Annotated in this window: 20 protein-coding genes; 16 read left to right on the top strand and 4 right to left on the bottom strand. The window is 72.3% G+C overall.

Annotated features, from left to right (window positions below; translation table 11 throughout):
* Position 1 precedes the first annotated feature (1 nt).
* The 4 genes from FB388_RS22960 to FB388_RS22945 all read left to right on the top strand — a co-directional run bounded on the left by FB388_RS22960 (position 2) and on the right by FB388_RS22945 (position 2,563).
* Positions 2-355: an NAD(P)-binding domain-containing protein gene (locus FB388_RS22960; protein WP_246122587.1), complete on the top strand. Its 354-nt coding sequence runs from the start codon at positions 2-4 to the stop codon at positions 353-355.
* A gap of 223 nt (positions 356-578) precedes the next feature.
* On the top strand, positions 579-1,313 hold the full coding sequence (locus FB388_RS22955) for an SDR family NAD(P)-dependent oxidoreductase (RefSeq protein ID WP_142104267.1): 735 nt from the start codon (positions 579-581) through the stop codon (positions 1,311-1,313).
* Positions 1,314-1,370: 57 nt separating this feature from the next.
* On the top strand, positions 1,371-1,994 hold the full coding sequence (locus FB388_RS22950; RefSeq protein WP_142104266.1) for an NADPH-dependent F420 reductase: 624 nt from the start codon (positions 1,371-1,373) through the stop codon (positions 1,992-1,994).
* A 191-nt stretch (positions 1,995-2,185) separates the two neighbouring features.
* A complete protein-coding gene (locus FB388_RS22945) occupies positions 2,186-2,563 on the top strand; it encodes a VOC family protein (RefSeq protein WP_142104265.1) in 378 nt (125 codons plus the stop codon).
* A 1-nt stretch (position 2,564) separates the two neighbouring features.
* On the opposite strand, the gene FB388_RS22940 is transcribed toward FB388_RS22945, so the two are convergent.
* Positions 2,565-3,254 (bottom strand): GntR family transcriptional regulator, encoded by a 690-nt coding sequence (locus FB388_RS22940; protein WP_142104264.1) that lies wholly within the window; start codon positions 3,252-3,254, stop codon positions 2,565-2,567.
* 138 nt (positions 3,255-3,392) lie between these two features.
* Between FB388_RS22940 and FB388_RS22935 the strand changes: the two genes are divergently transcribed.
* Genes FB388_RS22935 through FB388_RS22905 form a run of 7 tightly spaced genes read left to right on the top strand, consistent with a single transcriptional unit; the run spans position 3,393 to position 10,902 of the window.
* Positions 3,393-4,154 (top strand): RraA family protein, encoded by a 762-nt coding sequence (locus FB388_RS22935; RefSeq protein ID WP_142104263.1) that lies wholly within the window; start codon positions 3,393-3,395, stop codon positions 4,152-4,154.
* Positions 4,154-5,002, top strand: coding sequence for an NAD(P)-dependent oxidoreductase (locus FB388_RS22930; RefSeq protein ID WP_142104262.1), 849 nt, complete (start codon positions 4,154-4,156; stop codon positions 5,000-5,002). The genes FB388_RS22935 and FB388_RS22930 overlap by 1 nt, the downstream gene beginning before the upstream one ends.
* Positions 4,999-5,949, top strand: a complete 951-nt coding sequence (locus tag FB388_RS22925) for a carbohydrate ABC transporter permease (RefSeq protein WP_142104261.1) — start codon at positions 4,999-5,001, stop codon at positions 5,947-5,949. The genes FB388_RS22930 and FB388_RS22925 overlap by 4 nt, the downstream gene beginning before the upstream one ends.
* On the top strand, positions 5,946-6,800 hold the full coding sequence (locus FB388_RS22920; RefSeq protein WP_142104260.1) for a carbohydrate ABC transporter permease: 855 nt from the start codon (positions 5,946-5,948) through the stop codon (positions 6,798-6,800). The genes FB388_RS22925 and FB388_RS22920 overlap by 4 nt, the downstream gene beginning before the upstream one ends.
* Before the next feature lie 12 nt (positions 6,801-6,812).
* Positions 6,813-8,141 carry an ABC transporter substrate-binding protein gene (locus tag FB388_RS22915; RefSeq protein ID WP_142104259.1) on the top strand — a complete coding sequence of 443 codons (1,329 nt, stop codon included), beginning with the start codon at positions 6,813-6,815 and terminating at the stop codon, positions 8,139-8,141.
* Between the two features lie 14 nt (positions 8,142-8,155).
* Positions 8,156-10,075 (top strand): enoyl-CoA hydratase, encoded by a 1,920-nt coding sequence (locus tag FB388_RS40010; RefSeq protein ID WP_142104258.1) that lies wholly within the window; start codon positions 8,156-8,158, stop codon positions 10,073-10,075.
* Complete coding sequence (locus FB388_RS22905; RefSeq protein ID WP_170225791.1) at positions 10,072-10,902, top strand: amidohydrolase family protein; 831 nt, start codon at positions 10,072-10,074, stop codon at positions 10,900-10,902. The genes FB388_RS40010 and FB388_RS22905 overlap by 4 nt, the downstream gene beginning before the upstream one ends.
* A gap of 34 nt (positions 10,903-10,936) precedes the next feature.
* Here FB388_RS22905 and FB388_RS22900 read toward each other — a convergent pair whose 3' ends face one another.
* Complete coding sequence (locus FB388_RS22900) at positions 10,937-12,136, bottom strand: MFS transporter (RefSeq protein ID WP_142104256.1); 1,200 nt, start codon at positions 12,134-12,136, stop codon at positions 10,937-10,939.
* Positions 12,133-12,699 (bottom strand): TetR/AcrR family transcriptional regulator, encoded by a 567-nt coding sequence (locus tag FB388_RS22895; protein WP_142104255.1) that lies wholly within the window; start codon positions 12,697-12,699, stop codon positions 12,133-12,135. The genes FB388_RS22900 and FB388_RS22895 overlap by 4 nt, the downstream gene beginning before the upstream one ends.
* 57 nt (positions 12,700-12,756) lie before the next feature.
* On the opposite strand from FB388_RS22895, the gene idi reads away from it, so the two are divergent.
* The 5 genes from idi to FB388_RS22870 all read left to right on the top strand — a co-directional run bounded on the left by idi (position 12,757) and on the right by FB388_RS22870 (position 17,380).
* Positions 12,757-13,290: an isopentenyl-diphosphate Delta-isomerase gene (gene idi / locus FB388_RS22890; protein ID WP_246122307.1), complete on the top strand. Its 534-nt coding sequence runs from the start codon at positions 12,757-12,759 to the stop codon at positions 13,288-13,290.
* Positions 13,287-14,231, top strand: coding sequence for a ribose-phosphate diphosphokinase (locus tag FB388_RS22885; protein ID WP_142104253.1), 945 nt, complete (start codon positions 13,287-13,289; stop codon positions 14,229-14,231). The genes idi and FB388_RS22885 overlap by 4 nt, the downstream gene beginning before the upstream one ends.
* A 27-nt stretch (positions 14,232-14,258) precedes the next feature.
* Positions 14,259-14,621: a VOC family protein gene (locus tag FB388_RS22880; RefSeq protein WP_142104252.1), complete on the top strand. Its 363-nt coding sequence runs from the start codon at positions 14,259-14,261 to the stop codon at positions 14,619-14,621.
* Between the two features lie 572 nt (positions 14,622-15,193).
* The gene (locus FB388_RS22875; protein WP_142104251.1) at positions 15,194-16,168 is read left to right on the top strand and encodes a methyltransferase; all 975 of its coding nucleotides are present in this window, start codon (positions 15,194-15,196) and stop codon (positions 16,166-16,168) included.
* Positions 16,169-16,237: 69 nt separating this feature from the next.
* Positions 16,238-17,380, top strand: coding sequence for an NAD(P)/FAD-dependent oxidoreductase (locus FB388_RS22870; protein WP_142104250.1), 1,143 nt, complete (start codon positions 16,238-16,240; stop codon positions 17,378-17,380).
* A 15-nt stretch (positions 17,381-17,395) separates the two neighbouring features.
* On the opposite strand, the gene FB388_RS22865 is transcribed toward FB388_RS22870, so the two are convergent.
* Positions 17,396-17,860 carry a group II truncated hemoglobin gene (locus tag FB388_RS22865; RefSeq protein ID WP_246122305.1) on the bottom strand — a complete coding sequence of 155 codons (465 nt, stop codon included), beginning with the start codon at positions 17,858-17,860 and terminating at the stop codon, positions 17,396-17,398.
* Between the last annotated feature and the right edge of the window lie 18 nt (positions 17,861-17,878).

Raw genomic sequence — 17,878 nt, 5'->3', positions numbered from 1 at the left:
CATGCTGTTCTATCTGACTCCGGAAAGCAGGCGCACCATGAGTAGCATCAGTATCATCGGCCTGGGGAACATGGCCGGCGCCCTGGCCGACCGGGCGCTCGCCGGCGGCAACGCCGTCGAGATCATCGGCCGCGACCAGTCCAAAGCCAGGGAATTGGCCGCCGCGTTCGGCGACGACGCGCGGGCCAAGGCGAGCGTGTCGGCGTTCATCGAGAGCCTCGGGCTGCGCCCGCTGGATGCCGGCGGCCTGGAGGTGGCGCGCTGGCTGGAAGGGGCAGGCGTGCTGATGATCAGCCTGGCCCGCAATGGCGTGGGGAACTTCAACTTCTCTCTCGGTATCAACCTTCCCGGCTGAGCGCACCCGCACCGCCACTTCTCGCGTGCCGTCCCGTCAGTCGATCTACGGCACGAGAAGAACAGCCCCTCCACCTACCCCCGGACCCTCGGCTGGGAACCCGCTCGGCCCGGCCTGCTCGCCGATCTGGACAACGGCCACTACTTCTCCGCCGGCTGACGGCAGGGACCCGAATCGCTAGCACCGAACTGTTTCGGATACTCATCAATTCAACGGAGTGACCGTGGGAAAACTCGATGGCAAGGTAGCGGTGATCACCGGCGGATCCACCGGCATGGCACTGGCCGGCGCCAAACTGTTCGTCGAGGAAGGAGCGCACGTCTTCATCCAGGCCCGGCGGCAGGAAGCACTGGACGACGCCGTCGAGCTGATCGGCCGCAACGTCACCGCCGTCCAGGGTGACGCGGCCGAACTGGACGACCTGGACCGCTTGTACGACACCGTCGAGCGGGAAAAGGGCTCGATCGACGTGCTGTGGGCCAGCGCCGGGATGGGCGAACCCGCCGTCCTCGGCGAGATCACCGAGGAACAGTTCCACCGCGCCTTCTGGCTCAACGCGCGCGGCACGCTGTTCACCGTGCAGAAGGCACTGCCGCTGATCAACGACAGCGGCTCGATCTTCATGACCGGATCCAACGCCTCCCTCGGCGCCTTCCCCGGCTGGAGTCTTTACGCGGGAAGCAAAGCCGTCCAGCAGGCCTGGGCCCGCGTCTGGCTCAACGAACTGCGCGACCGCAAGATCCGGGTCAACGTCCTGACCCCCGGCCAGGTCGCCACCGCCAAACAGGAAGAACTGTTCGACGAGGCAACCAGGGCAGCATTCGAGTCCCTCATCCCTCGCGGAAAGATGGGTCGCCCCGAAGAAATCGCCACCGTCGCCCTGTTCCTCGCCTCCGACGACTCCAGCTACGTCAACGGCCTGGAACTGGTCACCGACGGCGGCACCACCGCTATCTGAACACGCGGCACGAACGAGACAGAGCGACACCTCGAGAACAGGAAGAGAGCACACCTCATGAGCAGCATCACCCTCATCGGTACGGGGAACATGGCCCGTGCCATCGGCACGCTCGCCGTGGCGGGCGGCAACACCGTCGAGGTCATGGGGCGCGATCAGTCCAAGGCCGATGACCTGGCCAAGGCTCTGGGCGGCGGCGCGACGACGGGCAAGTGGGGCGCCGTTCCGGCCGGGGACATCGTCATCACGGCCCTGTTGTACGACGGTGTCGTTCCGGTCGTCGCCGAGTACGGAGACGCCCTCGCGGGCAAGGTCATCGTCGACATCAGCAACCCCTTCAACGCCACGTTCGACGGACTGGCCCACAGCGAGGAGACCTCGATCGCGCAGGAAGTCGCCAAGGTGGCCCCGGCCGGCGCCAGCGTGGTGAAGGCGTTCAACACCATCTTCCGCAACGTCCTGGAGAAGGGCCGGCCCAACGTCTTCATCGCTGGCGACGATTCGCAGGCCAAGGCGGGCGTGGCGGCATTCATCGAGAGCCTCGGGCTGCGCCCGCTGGACGTCGGCGGCCTGAAAATGGCGCACTGGCTGGAAGGAGTGGGCGTGGTCACGGTGGGCCTCGCCGCCAACGGGGTTGGCCACTGGGACTTCGCCCTCGGCGTCAACGAATTCACCGGCTGAGCCCCCCGGGACCGAGCAGCCGGCGAACAGGGCGCCGTGCGCCCTGGCGCGGTACGAGCGGCATGGCCTGGACCGTCCGCTCACGATCCTGATGCCGACCGGCAGCATCGCCCATCTCGAGACCGCGCTCGCGGGCGTCTCCGTGCTCACATCCGCTGGGGCTGCCTCGTCGTACCGGCGAGGAGGTCGTGATGTTGAAGAAGCTGATGTTCGTGACGATCTACGTGAGCGACCAGGACCGGGCGCTGGCGTTCTACACCGAGAAGCTCGGACTGGAGAAGGTCGCCGACAACCCGGGACCCGACGGGCGGTTCCTGACGGTCGCGGCGAGCGACAGGTCGGTGCAGATCGTGTTGTGGCCGGGCGACCCCGGGCAGGGGCCGGTCGGTGTGGCGCCGGGTCCGGTCTTCATCGAGTCGGACGACCTGCGCAAGGAGTTCGACGTCCTCCGGTCCCGCGGCGTCCGGTTCGTGGAACCGGAGCCCCTCGACTACGCGTTCGGCGTCCGCGCCACGGCGCTGGACCCCGACGGCAACCGGATCGAGCTCCGCCAGCCGAAGCGGGGCTGAGCTACCGGCCCGTCTCCGGGTCGCGCCGCTCGGCGAAGCTGCGCTCGCCGTGGACGGCCAGCTCGGCGAGCACGGCCTGGGGGTCGCCGGCCTCGATGAGGTCCAGCAGGTACCGGTGGCGCCCCACGTGCTCGACGAGGTTCTCGTAGTGGCGCTCGCGGGCGCCGAGGTTGCGGGACATGCACAGCAGCATCTGCTGCTGCACCGACCGGTACATCTCCGACAACCTCCGGTGGCCCGCGAGCGCCACGATCGAGGCGTGGAAGGCGTAGGCGTTCTCGACCAGTGAGCCGCGGTCGGAGTCGCGGGCGTTGCGCTCCATCCGTTCGAGCGCGGCGTGGCAGGCGGTGAGCCGGCTGCGGTCCTGCACCGGCACGCCGAGCTCCACCGCCATGCGTTCCAGGCCGGTGCGCAGGGTGAGGATCTCGAAGACGTCCTGGTCGGTGAGGGTGGCGACGGTGGAGCCGTAGCGCGGCCGCGTGACGATCAGCCCGTCGTTCTGCAGGAGGCGCAGGGCCTCGCGCAGCGGGGGGCGGCTGATCCCCAGCTGCTCGGTGAGCCGTTCCTCGATCAGCCGCTCGCCCGGCGCGTACGCGCCGGAGAGGATCATCTTCCGGATCGACTCGGCGGCCAGCGCCACCAGGCTCGGCGGGTCGATCCGCTCGCCGGTGACTGCATCGACGCTGGTCATCTCGCCCTCCCGTGCTCCTGTCGCCCCAAGCATCCCGCGCCCTGCCCGCTGCGACGGCGGGGGTCCGTGCCTTGCGTCTGTCTTTTGACTGTTGTAGACAATAGCCGACTTGCAGCGAGACGACTCGAAAGGCGTTCGATGACGATCGCGCACGACCGGACCGCCCCGGCGACGGCAGACCCGGAGAACCTCGGCTCGCTCTACCGGCACCTGCGGGTGGCCGACGTCGCCGACGCCCTGGACGGCATGGGCTACTTCGACCTCACGCTCATGTCTCCGGAGATCCGGCCGCTGTGGGAGGGCATGCGGTTCTGGGGCCCCGCGGCGACGATCCGCTGCGTCCCGGCGAACAAGCCGATGTGGAAGCTAGAGACCACCGAGGAGATCGTCGGCGCCCACGGCATCTGGTTCGGCCGGTACGGCCACAAGCGGCTGTCCGACGACCTCGAGCCCGGCCACGTGGTCGTCACCGACTCCGGCGGCGGCCGCGAGGTGGGGTTCTGGGGTTCGGAGAACTCGATGGGCGCGGTCGTCAAGGGCGCCAACGGGATCGTCACCGACGGGTACTGCCGCGACACCGACGAGGTGATCCGCCAGCGCACGCCGATCTGCACCCGCCGCCGCGGGCGCACGATCATCCCGGGCCGCATCGAGGTGGTGGAGGTCCAGACGACGATCGCCTGCGGTGGCGTGCAGGTGCGGCCCGGCGACATCGTCGGCGCCGACGGCGACGGCTGCATCGTCGTGCCCGTCGAGGTCGCCCACGAGGTGGCCACGCACGCACGCGCGGTCCTGCTCGCAGACATGAACGCGCGGCGCAAGCACTACGCCGCCCTCGGCCTCCCCGCCGACAGCACCGTCGACGTCGAGGCCGTCGAGGCCTACTACGCCGGCCTCTGATGGCCGGGTCGATGTCGGGGTCGGTCGGCTTCGCAGGCCTCGGGAACCTCGGGCTCCCGCTGGCCACCACACTCGTGCGGGCGGGATGGGATCTCGCGGTCCTCGACACCGTGCCCGAGCGCGCCGAACCACTCGTCGAGCTCGGCGCGAAGGCGGTACCGGACGCGGGCGCGCTCGCCGAGCGGGACGTGCTGGTGCTCGCCGTGCCCGACGACGCCGCCGTCGAGCAGGTCCTCGACGCCTACCTCACCGTCGACCGGCCGGGGCGGGCGGTCGTCGTGCACAGCACCGTGCTGCCGCAGACCGCGAAGCGCCTGGCCGAGGTCGCCGCGGCCCAGGGGGTCGACCTGGTCGACGCCCCGGTCAGCGGGGGAGCGGAGCGGGCGGCCTCGGGCACGCTCACCGTGATGGCAGGCGGCGAGCCATCGGTCCTCGAACGGCTGCGGCCGCTGCTCGACGCCATCGGCGACCCGGTGCTGCACGTCGGCCCCGTCGGCGCGGGCGCGGCGGCCAAGCTCGCCAACCAGCTCACGATGTTCGCCAACCTCGCGGGCGTCTACGAGGCGATCGACTTCGCCGCGGCCCACGGCGTGGCCACCGAGGCCCTGCTCACGGCGCTGGAGACGAGCCTCGGCGACTCCTGGATCGCCCGGAACCTCGACTTCTGGGGCCGCACCGCCGCCGCCTACGACCGCAGCGGCACGCCGGTCCACGACCGGCCCTGGAGCAAGGACCTCGCGGAGGTGGTGCAGGCCGCCCGGGCCGCCGACGTGCCCGTGCCGCTCGCGGGCTGGCTCGCCCAGACGCTCGCCGCGCGCGTCGAGGAACGCGCGGCGTCGGGCCCATGACGGCCGGGACCGCCACGCCGGTCGCGCCGCCGGTACCGGCGCCGGTCGCGGCCCGTACGAGCAGGCGCACGCACGAGGCGATCGCGGCGTACGGGTTCCTGTCGCCGTGGATCGCCGGGATGCTGCTCCTGACCGTCGGCCCGATGGTCTACTCGCTCTACCTGTCGTTCACCCGCTACAACCTGATGACCCCGGCGCAGTGGGTGGGCTTCGACAACTACGTGCGGATGTTCACCGCCGACCCGCGCTACCTCGCGTCGGTGAGCGTCACGCTGCGGTACGTCGCGATCTCGGTGCCGCTGCTGCTCGTGGTGTCGCTGCTGGTGGCGATGCTGCTCAACAAGGGCATGACGTTCCTGGCCGGCTACCGCGCCGCGTTCTACCTGCCGTCGCTGATCGCCTCGAGCGTGGCGATCGCGGTGCTGTGGCGCCAGGTGTTCGGCCAGGACGGCATCGTCAACGAGGTGCTCGCCCTCGTCGGCATCGAGGGCGGCAGCTGGATCGGCAACCCGCGCACGGCGCTGTCGACGCTGGTGGTGCTGCACGTCTGGTCGTTCGGCTCCACCATGATCATCTTTCTGGCCGGGCTGCGGCAGGTGCCGAAGGAGTACTACGAGGCGGCCGCCGTGGACGGTGCGGGCGCGGTCCGCCGGTTCGTGCACATCACGCTGCCGATGCTGACGCCGCTGATCTTCTTCAACCTGCTGCTGTCGACGGTGAACGCGTTCCAGGCGTTCACGCCGGCGTACGTGATCTCCGGCGGCGAGGGCGGGCCGCTCGACTCCACGCTCTTCTACACGCTCTACCTCTACCAGCGTGGCTTCGCGAACCTCGAGATGGGCTACGCGTCGGCGATGGCCTGGATGCTCGTCGTCGTGCTGGCCCTGTTCACGGCGGGCCTGTTCGCCAGTGCCCGGTTCTGGGTCCACTACGGGGACGAACGATGATCTTCGGACGCAGGCGGTCGCGCAACCCGCTCGTGCTCGCGCTGGCCCGGCACGCGCTGCTGGTGGCGATCCTGGTCGTGATCCTCTACCCGCTGCTGTGGATGGTGGGCGCGTCGTTCCGGCCGAGCAACGAGGCGTTCGGGACCCTGTCGGTCCTGCCGGGCAACCTCACCACCGAGAACTACGTCGAGGGCTGGAGCTTCGGCAACCTCAACTTCTCGCGGTTCTTCCTGAACTCGGTGGTGATCACGCTGCTCGCGGTGGTGGGCAACGTGGTGGCCTGCTCGATGGCCGCGTACGCGTTCGCGCGGCTCACGTTCCCGTTCAAGAAGACGATGTTCGCGCTGATGCTCGGCACGATGCTGCTGCCGTACCACGTCACGCTGGTGCCGCAGTACGTGCTGTTCAACGAGCTGGCCTGGATCAACACGATCCTGCCGCTCGTGGTGCCGAAGTTCCTGGCCACCGACGCGTTCTTCATCTTCCTGATGGTCCAGTTCATCCGCACCCTGCCCCACGAGCTGGACGACGCCGCGCGCATGGACGGGTGCGGGCACATCGGGATCTTCCGGCGGATCGTGCTGCCGCTGTCGATCCCGGCGCTCGGCACAACGGCGCTCTTCACGTTCATCTCCACCTGGAACGACTTCCTCGGGCCGCTCCTCTACCTCGTCCGTCCCGAGACGTGGACGGTGGCGCAGGGGCTCAACGGCTTCCTGGACGCCACCGGCGAGTCGGCGTACGGGCCGCTCTTCGCCATGGCGACGCTCTCGCTCGCCCCGATCGTCGGGTTCTTCCTGGTCGCCCAGCGGCTGCTCATCGAGGGCATCGCGACCAGCGGGCTGAAGTAGAAGGGAACAACGATGTTCACACGCTCGCTCGCGGCCTGCGCGCTCGCGCTCGGCCTGCTGGCCACCGGTTGCGCAGGCGGCACGTCGATCGGGGCCAACCCGAACGAGGGCGCCACCGGCACCGGCGAGGTCGCCGGCAACCTCCGGATGTCCTGGTGGGGCTCGGGGCCGCGCAACGAGGTGACCAACGCGGTCATCGACCTGTTCAAGGCGGCGCACCCGGGCACGACGGTGGAAGGGGAGTCGGCCGACTTCCAGGCGTACTTCGAGCGGCTCAACGTGCAGGCCTCGAGCGGGAACATGCCCTGCGTCACGCAGATGCAGGGCCGCCAGCTCAACGACTACACCACGAAGAACGTGCTGCTCGACCTGCAGCCGATGATCGACTCCGGCGCGATCGACGTGTCGGACGTCCCGGCCGAGGTGCTCGACACCGGCCGCGGCCTCGACGGGAAGCTCTACATGATCCCGTACGGAGCGGCGTACGACGCGATGACGGTCAACCGGACCCTCGCCGAGAAGGCCGGCGTCGGTCTGCCGCCGGAGGGCTACGACTGGGACGCCTTCGCCGACTGGGTGACGCGAGCCCAGCCGGGCCTGCCGGAGGGCGTCCCGGCCGTCAACCTCGGCGGGTCGCTGCCGAACAACTTCATCTCCTACGCGGCCGGGCGTGGCGAGTCCTTGTTCGCCGACCGGCAGCTCGGCTTCTCGGAGGACCTGCTGGTCGAGTTCTGGGACATGTGGGAGCGGCTGCGCGCAGCCGGCGTCACCACCACGGCCGAGGCCACCGCCGAGGAGCCGAACCAGACCGAGCAGCGCTACGTCGCCCAGGGCCGGGTGCTCGTCGACAACCTGCCGGGCAACGCGCTCACGCCCGCGCAGAAGACCCTCGACGGCACGCAGCCCGGCCAGCAGCTGGTGACGCTGCCGCAGCCGAAGGGGCCGGCCGGCCCCGGGAACGTGCTCTTCACCTCGGGCTTCTCGATCCCGACCAACTGCGACAACATCCCGACGGCTGCCGCATTCGTCGACTTCTGGATGAACGACGACGCCGGCGCGAAGGCGTTCCTCTCGGCCAACGGAGCCGTCACCAACAGCCGGCACCTGCAGCAGCAGCTCGACGACCCGAACCTCCCCGCGCTGAAGCGAGCCGAGCTCGACCTGTACCAGCGGATCGTGGCGCAGAACCCGGTCAGCGTCGTCTACCCGCCGGGCTACCACGCGAGCTTCGAGGGGGCGTTCGTGCGGGCATACGAGAGTGTGGTGTTCGGCGGAACCTCGACGCGCGATGCTGCGCGTGCCTTCATCACCGAGGTCAACGCGGCACTGGCCACCACCTGACCGGAAGGACACGTATGGCGAACCACGACGGCGCACTGGCCGGCATGACCGTCCTCGACCTCACCCAGGTGATGGCAGGCCCCTTCTGCACGATGATCCTCGCGGACCTCGGGGCCGACGTCGTCAAGGTGGAGAACCCGGAGTCCGGCGACCAGACGCGCTCGTCGTTCGCACATCCGGGCGCGTTCCGAGCGCTCAACCGGAACAAGCGCAGCATCACCCTCGACCTGAAGTCCGACGAGGGGCGCGCGACCTTCCACGAGATGGTGCGCTCGGCCGACGTCGTGGTGGAGAACTGGCGGCCCGGCGTGGCGGCGAAGCTCGGCGTCGACTACGAGACGCTCCGGCCGCTCAACCCGGGGCTGATCTACGGGAGCGTGTCCGGGTTCGGCCAGACCGGGCCGTACGCCGACCGCCCCGGCTACGACCTGATCGCGCAGGCGATGGCCGGGATCATGAGCGTCACCGGGGAGCCGGGGGACCGGCCGGTGAAGTCGGGCATCCCGGTGGCCGACCTGGGGGCGGGCCTGTTCACCGCCGTCGGGATCCTCGCCGCGTGGGCGTCCCGGCAGCGCACCGGGCAGGGCCAGTACGTCGAGACGTCGCTGTTCGAGGCGGCGCTCGCGCTGTCGGTGTGGGAGTCGACGGAGTTCTGGGCCACCGGGAAGGCCCCGCAGGCGCTCGGCTCCGCCCACCGGATGTCCGCGCCGTACCAGGCGCTCGCCACGCGCGACGGCTTCATCACCGTCGGGGCCAACAACGAGCGCCTGTGGCAGCGGCTGTGCCGCGCCCTCGACGCGGTGGAGCTGGCCGACGACCCGCGGTTCGCCCACAACGACGACCGGATGGCCAACCGCGGCGAGCTGGTGACCGAGCTGGAACGGCGGCTGGCGGGCGACGACACGGCCGCATGGGTGGACCGGCTGCTCGCCGCGGGCGTGCCGGCCGGGCCGATCCAGGACTACCAGCAGGTCCTCGAGGAGGACCCGCACGTGAAGGCGCGCGGGATGGTCGCCACGGTCGAGCACCCGGTCGAGGGACCGGTCCCGGTGCTGTCCTCGCCGCTGCACTTGTCCCGCACGCCTGCCACCGTCCGCATGCCCCCGCCGCTGCTCGGCCAGCACAACGACGAGGTGCTCGCCGCGCGCAGCCAGCCGGAAGGGGAGGTGCGCAGTCGGCGCGACGGCCCGGTCCTGCACGTCGAGCTGGCGAACCCGGCGCGTCGTAACGCCCTGACCTGGAAGATGTACGACGAGCTGCACGAGCTCTGCCTCGCGGCGCGCACCGACCCCGACCTGCGGGTCGTGGTGCTGCGCGGGGCGGGGGAGGCGTTCGCGGCCGGCACGGACATCTCCCAGTTCACCGAGTTCTCCGGAGCCGCCGACGGTCTCGACTACGAGCGCCGGGTCGGCGCCGTGATCGAGGCCCTGCTCGCGGTGCCGGTGCCCGTGCTGGGCGTGGTGGACGGGCCCGCCGTGGGCGGCGGGCTGGCGCTCGCCGCGTGCTGCGACGTGCTCGTGGCCACCGACCGGGCCGTGTTCGGCGCGCCGATCGCGCGGACGCTGGGCAACTGCCTCGCACCGGCCGCGGTGGCGCGGCTGCAGCGGCGCCTCGGCGTCTCCCGGACCATGGGCATGCTGCTCACCGCCCGCACGATCGACGCCCGGGAGGCCGCGGCCGCCGGGTTCGTGCACGCGGTCGTCCCACCCGACGAGCTGGACTCCGCCGCGGCGGACTTCACCGAGCGGCTCGCCTCCGGCGCGCCCCGCACCCTCGCCGGGCTCAAGGAGATCGACCGGCGGCTCGCCGCCGCCGACGGCTCGGGCGACGTGGACGCCGACGACGTCCTCGCCGACTGCTACGGCAGCGCCGACTTCCGGGAGGGCGTCGCCGCGTTCGTCGCCCGCCGAGCACCTCGCTGGAGCGGATCGTGATCGACACGCATCACCACTTCTGGCGGACCGACCTCCAGGAACAGCCCTGGCGCAGCCCCGCGCACACCGAGCTCGCCGTCGACTTCGGGCCCGCCGACCTCGCACCGCTGCTGGACGCGTCCGGTGTCGAGGCCACCGTGCTCGTCGAGTCGGTCGACACCCCGGAGGAGAACGACCGGCTCGCCGCCTATGCGGCCGCGTTCCCGCAGGTGGCGGGCGTCGTCGGGTGGCTGCCGCTCGCCGATGCGGCCGCGGCCCGCGCCGAGCTGGCCCGCGCCGACCGGACCCGCTGGTGCGGCGTGCGCTGCCTCGTCGCCCGCGAGCCCCTCGACTGGCTCGACCCCGACCTCATGGCCTCGCTCGCCGCCGCCGACCTCGCCTGGGACGTCGTCCCCGTCACCGACGCGCAGGTCGAGAGCGTGGTCGCACTCGCGCGGCGGGTGCCGGAGCTGCGCATCGTCGCCGACCACCTGGCCCGCCCGCCCCTGGAGACCGGTGATCTCGGCGGCTGGGTGGAACGGCTCGCCGCCCTGGCCACCTGCCCCAACGTGGCGCTGAAGCTCTCGATCGGGGTCGACCTGCTCAGCTCCTGGGAGCGGTGGGATCCCGCCGCGATCGCCCCCGCCGTGGCCCACGCCGTGGAGGCGTTCGGGCCGGACCGCCTGATGCTCGCCAGCAACTGGCCCGTCGTGACGCTGCGGGCCGACTACGCCACGGCACTGCGCGACCTCGAGGCCGCGGTGGTCGCGGCGGGCGTCGACGAGGCGGGGCTGGCCGAGGTGCGCGCCGGTACCGCGAGGCGCTGGTACCGCCTGCCGCGCACCTAGCCTCGTGCCCCTCCTGCGGCCCGCGCAGCTCGCGCTACCCGTTGACGGGGTGCGTCGGCGGAGCAGAGGTGCGTGAGGGGAGGAGCAGCCAGAGGCCGGTGAGGGCGGCGACGGCCGCCGCCGCGATCGTCGTCGCTGCCACGCCGGCCAGCGCGGCCGCGGTGCCGGCCGCCAGCGGCGCCACGGCGAGCCCGGCGGTGTAGGCGAGGTTGTAGAGCGCGTACGCCGCGCCGTAGGCGGGCGGCTGGATGTGCTCGGCGAGCGCGCCGATCAGCACGAGCGTGGGCGCGAGCACCAGCTGCGCGCCGATCCCGACCACGAGCACCCCCGCGATCGACGCGGCGGCCGCCGGCATGCCGCACAGCACGAACCCGGCGGCCGCGACCAGCGTGCCGAGCGCCGCCACGCGGGGCGCGCCGAGCCGGTCGGTCACGATCCCGGCGAGCGGCGCCGCCAGCCCGCCGAGCAGCGCGGCCGCGCCGAAGACCAGCCCGATGCCGGTGGAGCCCAGCCCGAGCGCGGACAGGTGCAGCGGCAGCACGGGCTCGGCGAACGCGATCGCGGCCGCGCCCAGGGCGGTGAGCCCGATCAGCAGCCCGGCCCGCGGCCCCCGCGCGACCACCCGCAGGGGGACCGACGCCGGGGCGGCCGCGGTGGGCCGGATCCAGATCATCCGAGCCACCGCGTCGGCGGCGGCCAGTACCGCGACCAGCACGAACGGGGCACGCGGGCCGAACGCGTCAGCGAGGAACCCGGAGACGGCCGGACCGAGCAGCACCCCGACCCCGATCGCCGACAGCGCGAGCCCCATGACGGTGCCGCGCCGCTCGGGTGGGTGGGTGCTCGCGATCAGCGCCAGCCCCGCCGACCAGCTCGCGGCCGCTGCGACGCCCTGCGCCGCCCTGGCGAGCGAGAGCACCGTGAGCCCGGCGGCACCCGGGACGTCGACCACCGCCGCGAACAGCGCCGTCGCCGCGGCGAGCGCGACCAGACCGGCGAGCAGGGGCGCCCGCGGACCGCTCCGGTCGACCCAGCGGCCCACCACCGGCGTCGCGACGAGCATCGCCACCGCGTACGCGGCGAAGAGCAGCCCGGCGGCACCCGACGAGCCGGCGACCGCGGGGAGCACGGGCAGCAGTGGGACGAGGCTGCCGTACAGGAACATGTCGACGACGAGCGCGAGCGTGACGACGCCGACCGCGGCTCGCGGGTGGGTCGGTCCACGGGATGTCACAGGAGGATCCCTCCGAGCAGTGGCCGCACGCTGCGGGTGTCGGCCGGGGGAACGAGCGCGGGGTCGTGGCCCGCGAGCAGCGCGGTGCCGCTCAGCCAGGCGAGCAGGTGCGCCGCGGCCGGGTCCGGGCCGCTGGGGAGGCCGGAACGCAACGCGGTGCGGAGCCGGTCGCGCCACGCGTGGAACCCCGCGGCCTTCTCCCCGGTGGACGGGGCGGCCGCCCGCAGGCTCACCGCCATCAGGGCGGCGAACCGGCGATCGGAGTGCAACGCCGTGAGCCAGGCGAGCGCGAACGCCTCCAGCCGGTCGCCCAGCGGGAGGCCGGGCGCATCGAGTGCGGCCCACACCGGCGCGGCGACGACCTCCCACGTCTCACCGAGCACGGCGGCGAGCAGCGCGTCCTTGTCGGCGAAGTGGTGGTAGACCGCCCCGCGCGTCACCCCTGCGGCCTCGGCGATCCCGCCCAGGGTCGCGCGTTCGACGCCCTCGCGGGCGAAGGCGAAGAGCGCGGCGTCGACGAGCGCGGCCCGGGTGGCTGCGGTGTCCTCGGCCGTCCTGCGCACTTCTTTTTCATACATGCGTGTATGTATGAAAAGCAAGCGATCGACTACGGTTACCGCGTGGGCCCTCCCGAACAGGTCGTGCTCCTCGACGACGACGGGCGCGCCATCGGCGTCGCCGACAAGGCCACCGTGCACGGGCCGAGCACCCCGCTGCACCTCGCCTTCTCCTGCTACGGCTTCGACCGGGACGGCCGCCTGCTCGTCACGCGCCGTGCCCGGCACAAGGCGACGTTCCCCGGCGTGCAGACCAACACCTGCTGCGGCCATCCGGCGCCGGGCGAGGCGATGGAGGACGCGGTCCGGCGGCGGCTGGCCGACGAGCTCGGCCTGGATGCCGTGGACCTGCAGCTGGTCCTGCCCGACTTCGCCTACCGGGCCGAGGCGGGCGGGGTCGAGGAGAACGAGCTCTGCCCCGTGTACGTGTGCACGCTCGTCGGCGAGCCGCGGGCGCGGCCCGACGAGGTCGAGTCGGTGGAGTGGTGGAGCTGGGAGGCGTTCCTCGCGGCGGCGGTCGCGGGCGAGCTGTCCCCGTGGGCGCAGCTGCAGGCCCCGCTGCTCGACGCTCGCCGCGGAGTCTGGAGGACCCGATGAAAGAGATCACGATCTTCAGCGGCTCGGCCCACCCGGAGCTCGCGGCCGCGATCTGCCACCACCTGGAGGTGCCGCTCGCACCGTCCCGGATCACCCGGTTCGCGAACGACTGCCTCGAGGTCCAGCTGCAGGCCAACTGCCGGGAGCGGGACGTCTTCATCGTGCAGCCGCTGGTGCAGCCGGTCCAAGAGCACCTCGTCGAGCTGCTCCTGATGCTCGACGCGGCCCGCGGCGCGTCGGCCGCGCGGATCACGGTGGTGATGCCGCACTTCGCCTACGCGCGGTCGGACAAGAAGGGTGCGCCGCGGATCTCCATCGGAGCCCGCCTGATGGCTGACCTCATGCAGACCGCGGGCGCGAACCGCGTGCTGACGATGACCCTCCACTCCCCGCAGGTGCACGGCTTCTTCGGGGTGCCGGTCGACCACCTGCACGCGCTGCACGAGCTGGCCGGCCACTTCCGCAACGGGGACCTGTCCAACTCCGTCGTGGTGTCGCCGGACCTCGGCAACGCCAAGGAGGCCTCGCGCTTCGCCCGGCTGCTCGGCCTGCCCGTCGCGGCCGGCGCGAAGGAGCGGATCTCCGACGACAAGGTCGTGATCAGCTCGATCATCGGTGACGTCCGCGGCAAGGACGTCGTGGTGCTCGACGACGAGATCGCCCGCGGCAGCACGATCGTCGAGCTGCTCGACCGGCTCGTCGACCACGACATCGCCTCCGCGCGCGTGGCCTGCACGCACGGCCTGTTCAGCGACGGCGCGCTGGAGCGGATCGGGCGGCGCGACGACGTCGCGGAGATCGTCTGCACCAACACGGTCCCGGTGCCCGGCGCCGAGCACGCGCCGAAGCTCACCGTGCTCTCGATCGCCCCGGCGCTCGCCGAGGCGGTCCGCCGGATCCACAACGGCGAGTCCGTGAGCGTGCTGTTCGACGCGCACTAGCCGGCGGCGGGAAGGGAACGGGTGGGCATGGTCAGCAGGCTGATCGCGGTGGCCGTCGACTGCCGCGACCCCGAGCGCTGCGCCACCTTCTGGTGCGCGGCGCTCGGCACGGAGGTCGACCGGCGGTGGCGCGACGCCCACGGCGTCGAGTACGTGCAGATCGGCACGGGCGGCGGCCCGCTGCTGCTCTTCCAGCCGGTGCCCGAGGAGCGGGCCGGGAAGAACCGGCTGCACCTGGACATCGCACCTGCCGCAGGGACGCAGGAGAGCGAGGTCCAGCGGCTCGTCGACCTGGGCGCGACCCGCATCGCCGACGAGCCGGAGCTCCCGTGGGTGGTGCTCGCGGACCCGGAGGGCAACGAGTTCTGCGTGCTGCCGCCGCGCGGTTGATCAGTCGAGGAGTACGGCGTCGTCCTCGGTTCGGATCGCGAGGAGGCGTGCGCGCTGTGTCGGCGACCAGCCAGAGACTGCACGGCTACGCGAGGTGTGCGGCAAGGCTCCTGGCTCAAGGATGTGCCTTCTGTGAGCCTCTGCGGCCCCTGAGGGCCTGCTTCGCGGGCAGGCCCAAGGGCCTGCCCTCTGGGGCCGCGCGGCGCCGCCAGGAGGCCGGTGTCACCGGCATCTCGTTGCCCTCCCGGATTCGGCCTGAGGTGGCCGATTGGCAGGCTTCCCGTCGGTGATCGAGGGGAGAAGGTCGCTCGTTGATCTTGGACCGCGACCATTGGCCCTTGATCGGCGCCATCCGGGGTGATCGCCGGTGTGTGAGGCCGGTCGCCGGCCTCGGATGGGCATGATCGCCAGGAATGGTGGCAGGCGGTTGAGGTCTCGGGGTCGGCCTGGCCAGGCGCGCTCGCGGAGGATGCGCTCGCGGGCGTCGTGGTCGCGCGCTCGCGAGCGAGTAGCCCCGCGTATGCCGTCCGGCGGATAGGCGCCGGGGCAGCCGGGTCATAGCGTTCTCGTGCATGACTCCCGACGCGCGGCTCGCCCGGCTCACGGACGGTTACGTCGTGACGCAGCTGCTGTGGGTCGCGGCCGAGCTGCGCATCGCCGACGAGCTCGCGGGCGGCCCGCGCACGGCGGAGGAGCTCGCCGAGAAGGTCGGCGCGGACGCGGGCGCGCTGCGCCGGGTGCTGCGCGGTCTCGCCGCCGAGGAGGTCTTCGAGGAGCTGCCGGACCGCCGGTTCGGGCTGACGGCCACGAGCGAGCTGCTGCGGGAGGGCGTCGAGGGCTCGCAGCGCGGTGCGGTGCTCGCGCGGGGCGGCCTCTACTACGGCGCGCTGGCGGGGCTGCTGGACGCGGTGCGCGACGGCGGAACCCCGTTCGAGCGCGTCCACGGCATGACGTTCTTCCAGTACCTCGACGCCCAACCCGCGAACAGCGCCCGCTTCCAGGGCTCGATGGCCGTGCGTGCCGTGCGCGAGGCGGCCGCGGTGGTGGAGGCGTACGACTTCCGGCGGTTCCGCAGCCTCGTCGACGTCGGCGGGGGATCGGGCGTGCTGCTCCGGGAGATCCTGGGCGCCGCGCCGCAGCTGTCGGCGACGCTGTTCGATCGCCCCGAGGTCGTGCGCGACGCGCAGCTGCCGGCCGTCGGCGGCGACTTCTTCTCCGACGTCCCCGCCGGGGCCGACGCGTACGTGCTCTCCCGCGTGATCCACGACTGGACCGACGACGAGGCCGTGGCGATCCTGCGGACCGTCCGCCGCGCGATCCCCGACACGGGCACCTTGCTCCTCGTCGAGGCGGTGCTCCCGGAACGGGCGGCCGACGACCCAGCGGCCATCCGGATGGACGTGCACATGCTGACGTTGCTGGGCGGCCAGGAGCGGACGGCCGACGAGTTCGCCGCGCTCCTCGACGTAGGCGGCTTCCGGCTCGACCGCGTCCTGCCGACCGGCCCGAGGAGCGGCGTGCACGTCCTCGTGGCCCGTCCGGTGTAAAAGGAGTGCGCGTGGCCCACGTCTCGCCGGGCGGTGTCACAAGGAGCGGGTCGCCGGCGTCTCGTGCACATGACGACAACGACACCGCACATCGTGGTCCTGGGCGCCGGCTACACCGGCCTCGTCGCCGCCAAGCTGCTCGCCAGGCGCACCGGCGGCCCGGTCACGCTGGTCAACAACCGGGACCGGTTCGTGGAGCGGATGCGCAACCACCAGCTCGCCACCGGCCAGCGGCTGCGCGAGCTGCCGTTGCGCGACCTGCTCAGGGGCAGCGGCGTCCGCCTGCTCGTCGACCAGGTCACCCGGATCGACCCCGAACAGCGGCAGGTGGAGCTGGCGAGCGGCGCCGATCCGGTCGGTTACGACCGGCTCGTGTACGCGCTGGGCAGCCGCGCCGACCTCGACGCCGTGCCCGGCGCCGCCGAGCACGCCACCTCGGTGGCCGACGCCGAGCGGGCCGCGCGCCTGCCCGAGCGGATGCGCACCGCCTCGACGGTCGCCGTGGTCGGCGGCGGGCTGACCGGCATCGAGGCCGCCACCGAGCTGGCGGAGACCTACCCGGATCGGACGGTGCGACTGCTCACCGGCGGCACCCTCGGTCCCGCGCTGTCCGAGCGCGGCCAGGACCACCTGTACCGCACTTTCGACCGCCTCGACATCCGGCTCCACGAGCACACGCAGGTGGCCAAGGTCGCCGCGGACGGCCTGCTGCTGGAGAACGGCGAGCACGTCGGCGCCGACGTGGTGGTCTGGACGACCGGCTTCCGGGTGCCGCAGCTGGCTCGCGAGGCCGGGCTCGAGGTCGGCGGCAACGGGCGCGTGCTCGTGGACGGCACGATGCGGTCGGTGTCGCACCCCGACGTCTACGCCGTCGGCGACGCCGCGGCCGCCCACAACCCGGACGGGCGGGAGCTGCGCATGGGGTGCGGTCCGGGAGGGCTGGCGGCCGCGTGCGCCGTCCGCGCGATCGGCGACCGCCTGGCCGGCCGGACCCCGCGGCAGCTGCGCGTTGATTTCGACGGCCAGTGCATCAGCCTCGGCCGGAAGGAGGGCCTCGTCCAGTACTCCGGCTCCGACGGCGGACCGGTCGGCCCGATGCTCACCGGGCGGGCGGCCGCGATGGTGAAGGAGGGCATCGTCCGCGGGGCGGGCGGGTTGGGCCTGCGCCGCCCCGCCCTCGCCCTCGTCGCCGGGAGACTGGCGCTGACCTGAGGGCGCCGCAACCCGTCACGGGGTGTAGGGCGGCGCCTCTCCCCAGCCCCAGCGCGGGGCCGGGTAGTCCGTCGGCGGGTTCGCCCCCGGCTCCGAGTTGGCCTTCGCGATGCGCGTGCCCCACTCGACGTAGGCGACGAACGCCGAGCGGAACTCGGGGTCGTCGGGCAGGCCCGCCTCGTCCGCGCTCTCGGCGATCAGCTGCGCCCAGCGCGCCCGCTGCTGCTCGGTGATCGCCAGGTCGATGTGGTGGGAGAGCATCGCCGGGTAGCCGCCGAGCTGGTCGGTGTAGTCGGTGGGCCCGCGGAACACCTCGCCCAGCCAGCGGGCCACGTGGTCCTGGTGGTCCGGGCTCATGTTCCGGAAGATCGGTTCGAGCAGCGGGTCGGCGAGCACCTTCTCGTAGAACACGTCGGTGAGGCGGTGCAGGGCGGGCGAGCCGCCGCACCACTCGTACAGGGTGGGAACGGTGTCGGGCACGGAACCCCTCCGAATTAC

Origin of the sequence: Pseudonocardia cypriaca, from assembly GCF_006717045.1 — a bacterium.
In the GTDB taxonomy this organism is placed as follows: Bacteria; Actinomycetota; Actinomycetes; order Mycobacteriales; family Pseudonocardiaceae; genus Pseudonocardia; species Pseudonocardia cypriaca.
This window is presented reverse-complemented; position numbering and strand designations above follow the sequence as displayed.

Coding starts and splice junctions, on each gene's coding strand:
- FB388_RS22960 (WP_246122587.1), top strand. CDS start 2: ATGCTGTTCTATCTGACTCCGGAAAGCAGGCGCACCATGAGTAGCATC.
- FB388_RS22950 (WP_142104266.1), top strand. CDS start 1,371: ATGAGCAGCATCACCCTCATCGGTACGGGGAACATGGCCCGTGCCATC.
- FB388_RS22945 (WP_142104265.1), top strand. CDS start 2,186: ATGTTGAAGAAGCTGATGTTCGTGACGATCTACGTGAGCGACCAGGAC.
- FB388_RS22940 (WP_142104264.1), bottom strand. CDS start 3,254: ATGACCAGCGTCGATGCAGTCACCGGCGAGCGGATCGACCCGCCGAGC.
- FB388_RS22935 (WP_142104263.1), top strand. CDS start 3,393: ATGACGATCGCGCACGACCGGACCGCCCCGGCGACGGCAGACCCGGAG.
- FB388_RS22930 (WP_142104262.1), top strand. CDS start 4,154: ATGGCCGGGTCGATGTCGGGGTCGGTCGGCTTCGCAGGCCTCGGGAAC.
- FB388_RS22925 (WP_142104261.1), top strand. CDS start 4,999: ATGACGGCCGGGACCGCCACGCCGGTCGCGCCGCCGGTACCGGCGCCG.
- FB388_RS22920 (WP_142104260.1), top strand. CDS start 5,946: ATGATCTTCGGACGCAGGCGGTCGCGCAACCCGCTCGTGCTCGCGCTG.
- FB388_RS22915 (WP_142104259.1), top strand. CDS start 6,813: ATGTTCACACGCTCGCTCGCGGCCTGCGCGCTCGCGCTCGGCCTGCTG.
- FB388_RS40010 (WP_142104258.1), top strand. CDS start 8,156: ATGGCGAACCACGACGGCGCACTGGCCGGCATGACCGTCCTCGACCTC.
- FB388_RS22885 (WP_142104253.1), top strand. CDS start 13,287: ATGAAAGAGATCACGATCTTCAGCGGCTCGGCCCACCCGGAGCTCGCG.
- FB388_RS22880 (WP_142104252.1), top strand. CDS start 14,259: ATGGTCAGCAGGCTGATCGCGGTGGCCGTCGACTGCCGCGACCCCGAG.
- FB388_RS22875 (WP_142104251.1), top strand. CDS start 15,194: ATGACTCCCGACGCGCGGCTCGCCCGGCTCACGGACGGTTACGTCGTG.
- FB388_RS22870 (WP_142104250.1), top strand. CDS start 16,238: ATGACGACAACGACACCGCACATCGTGGTCCTGGGCGCCGGCTACACC.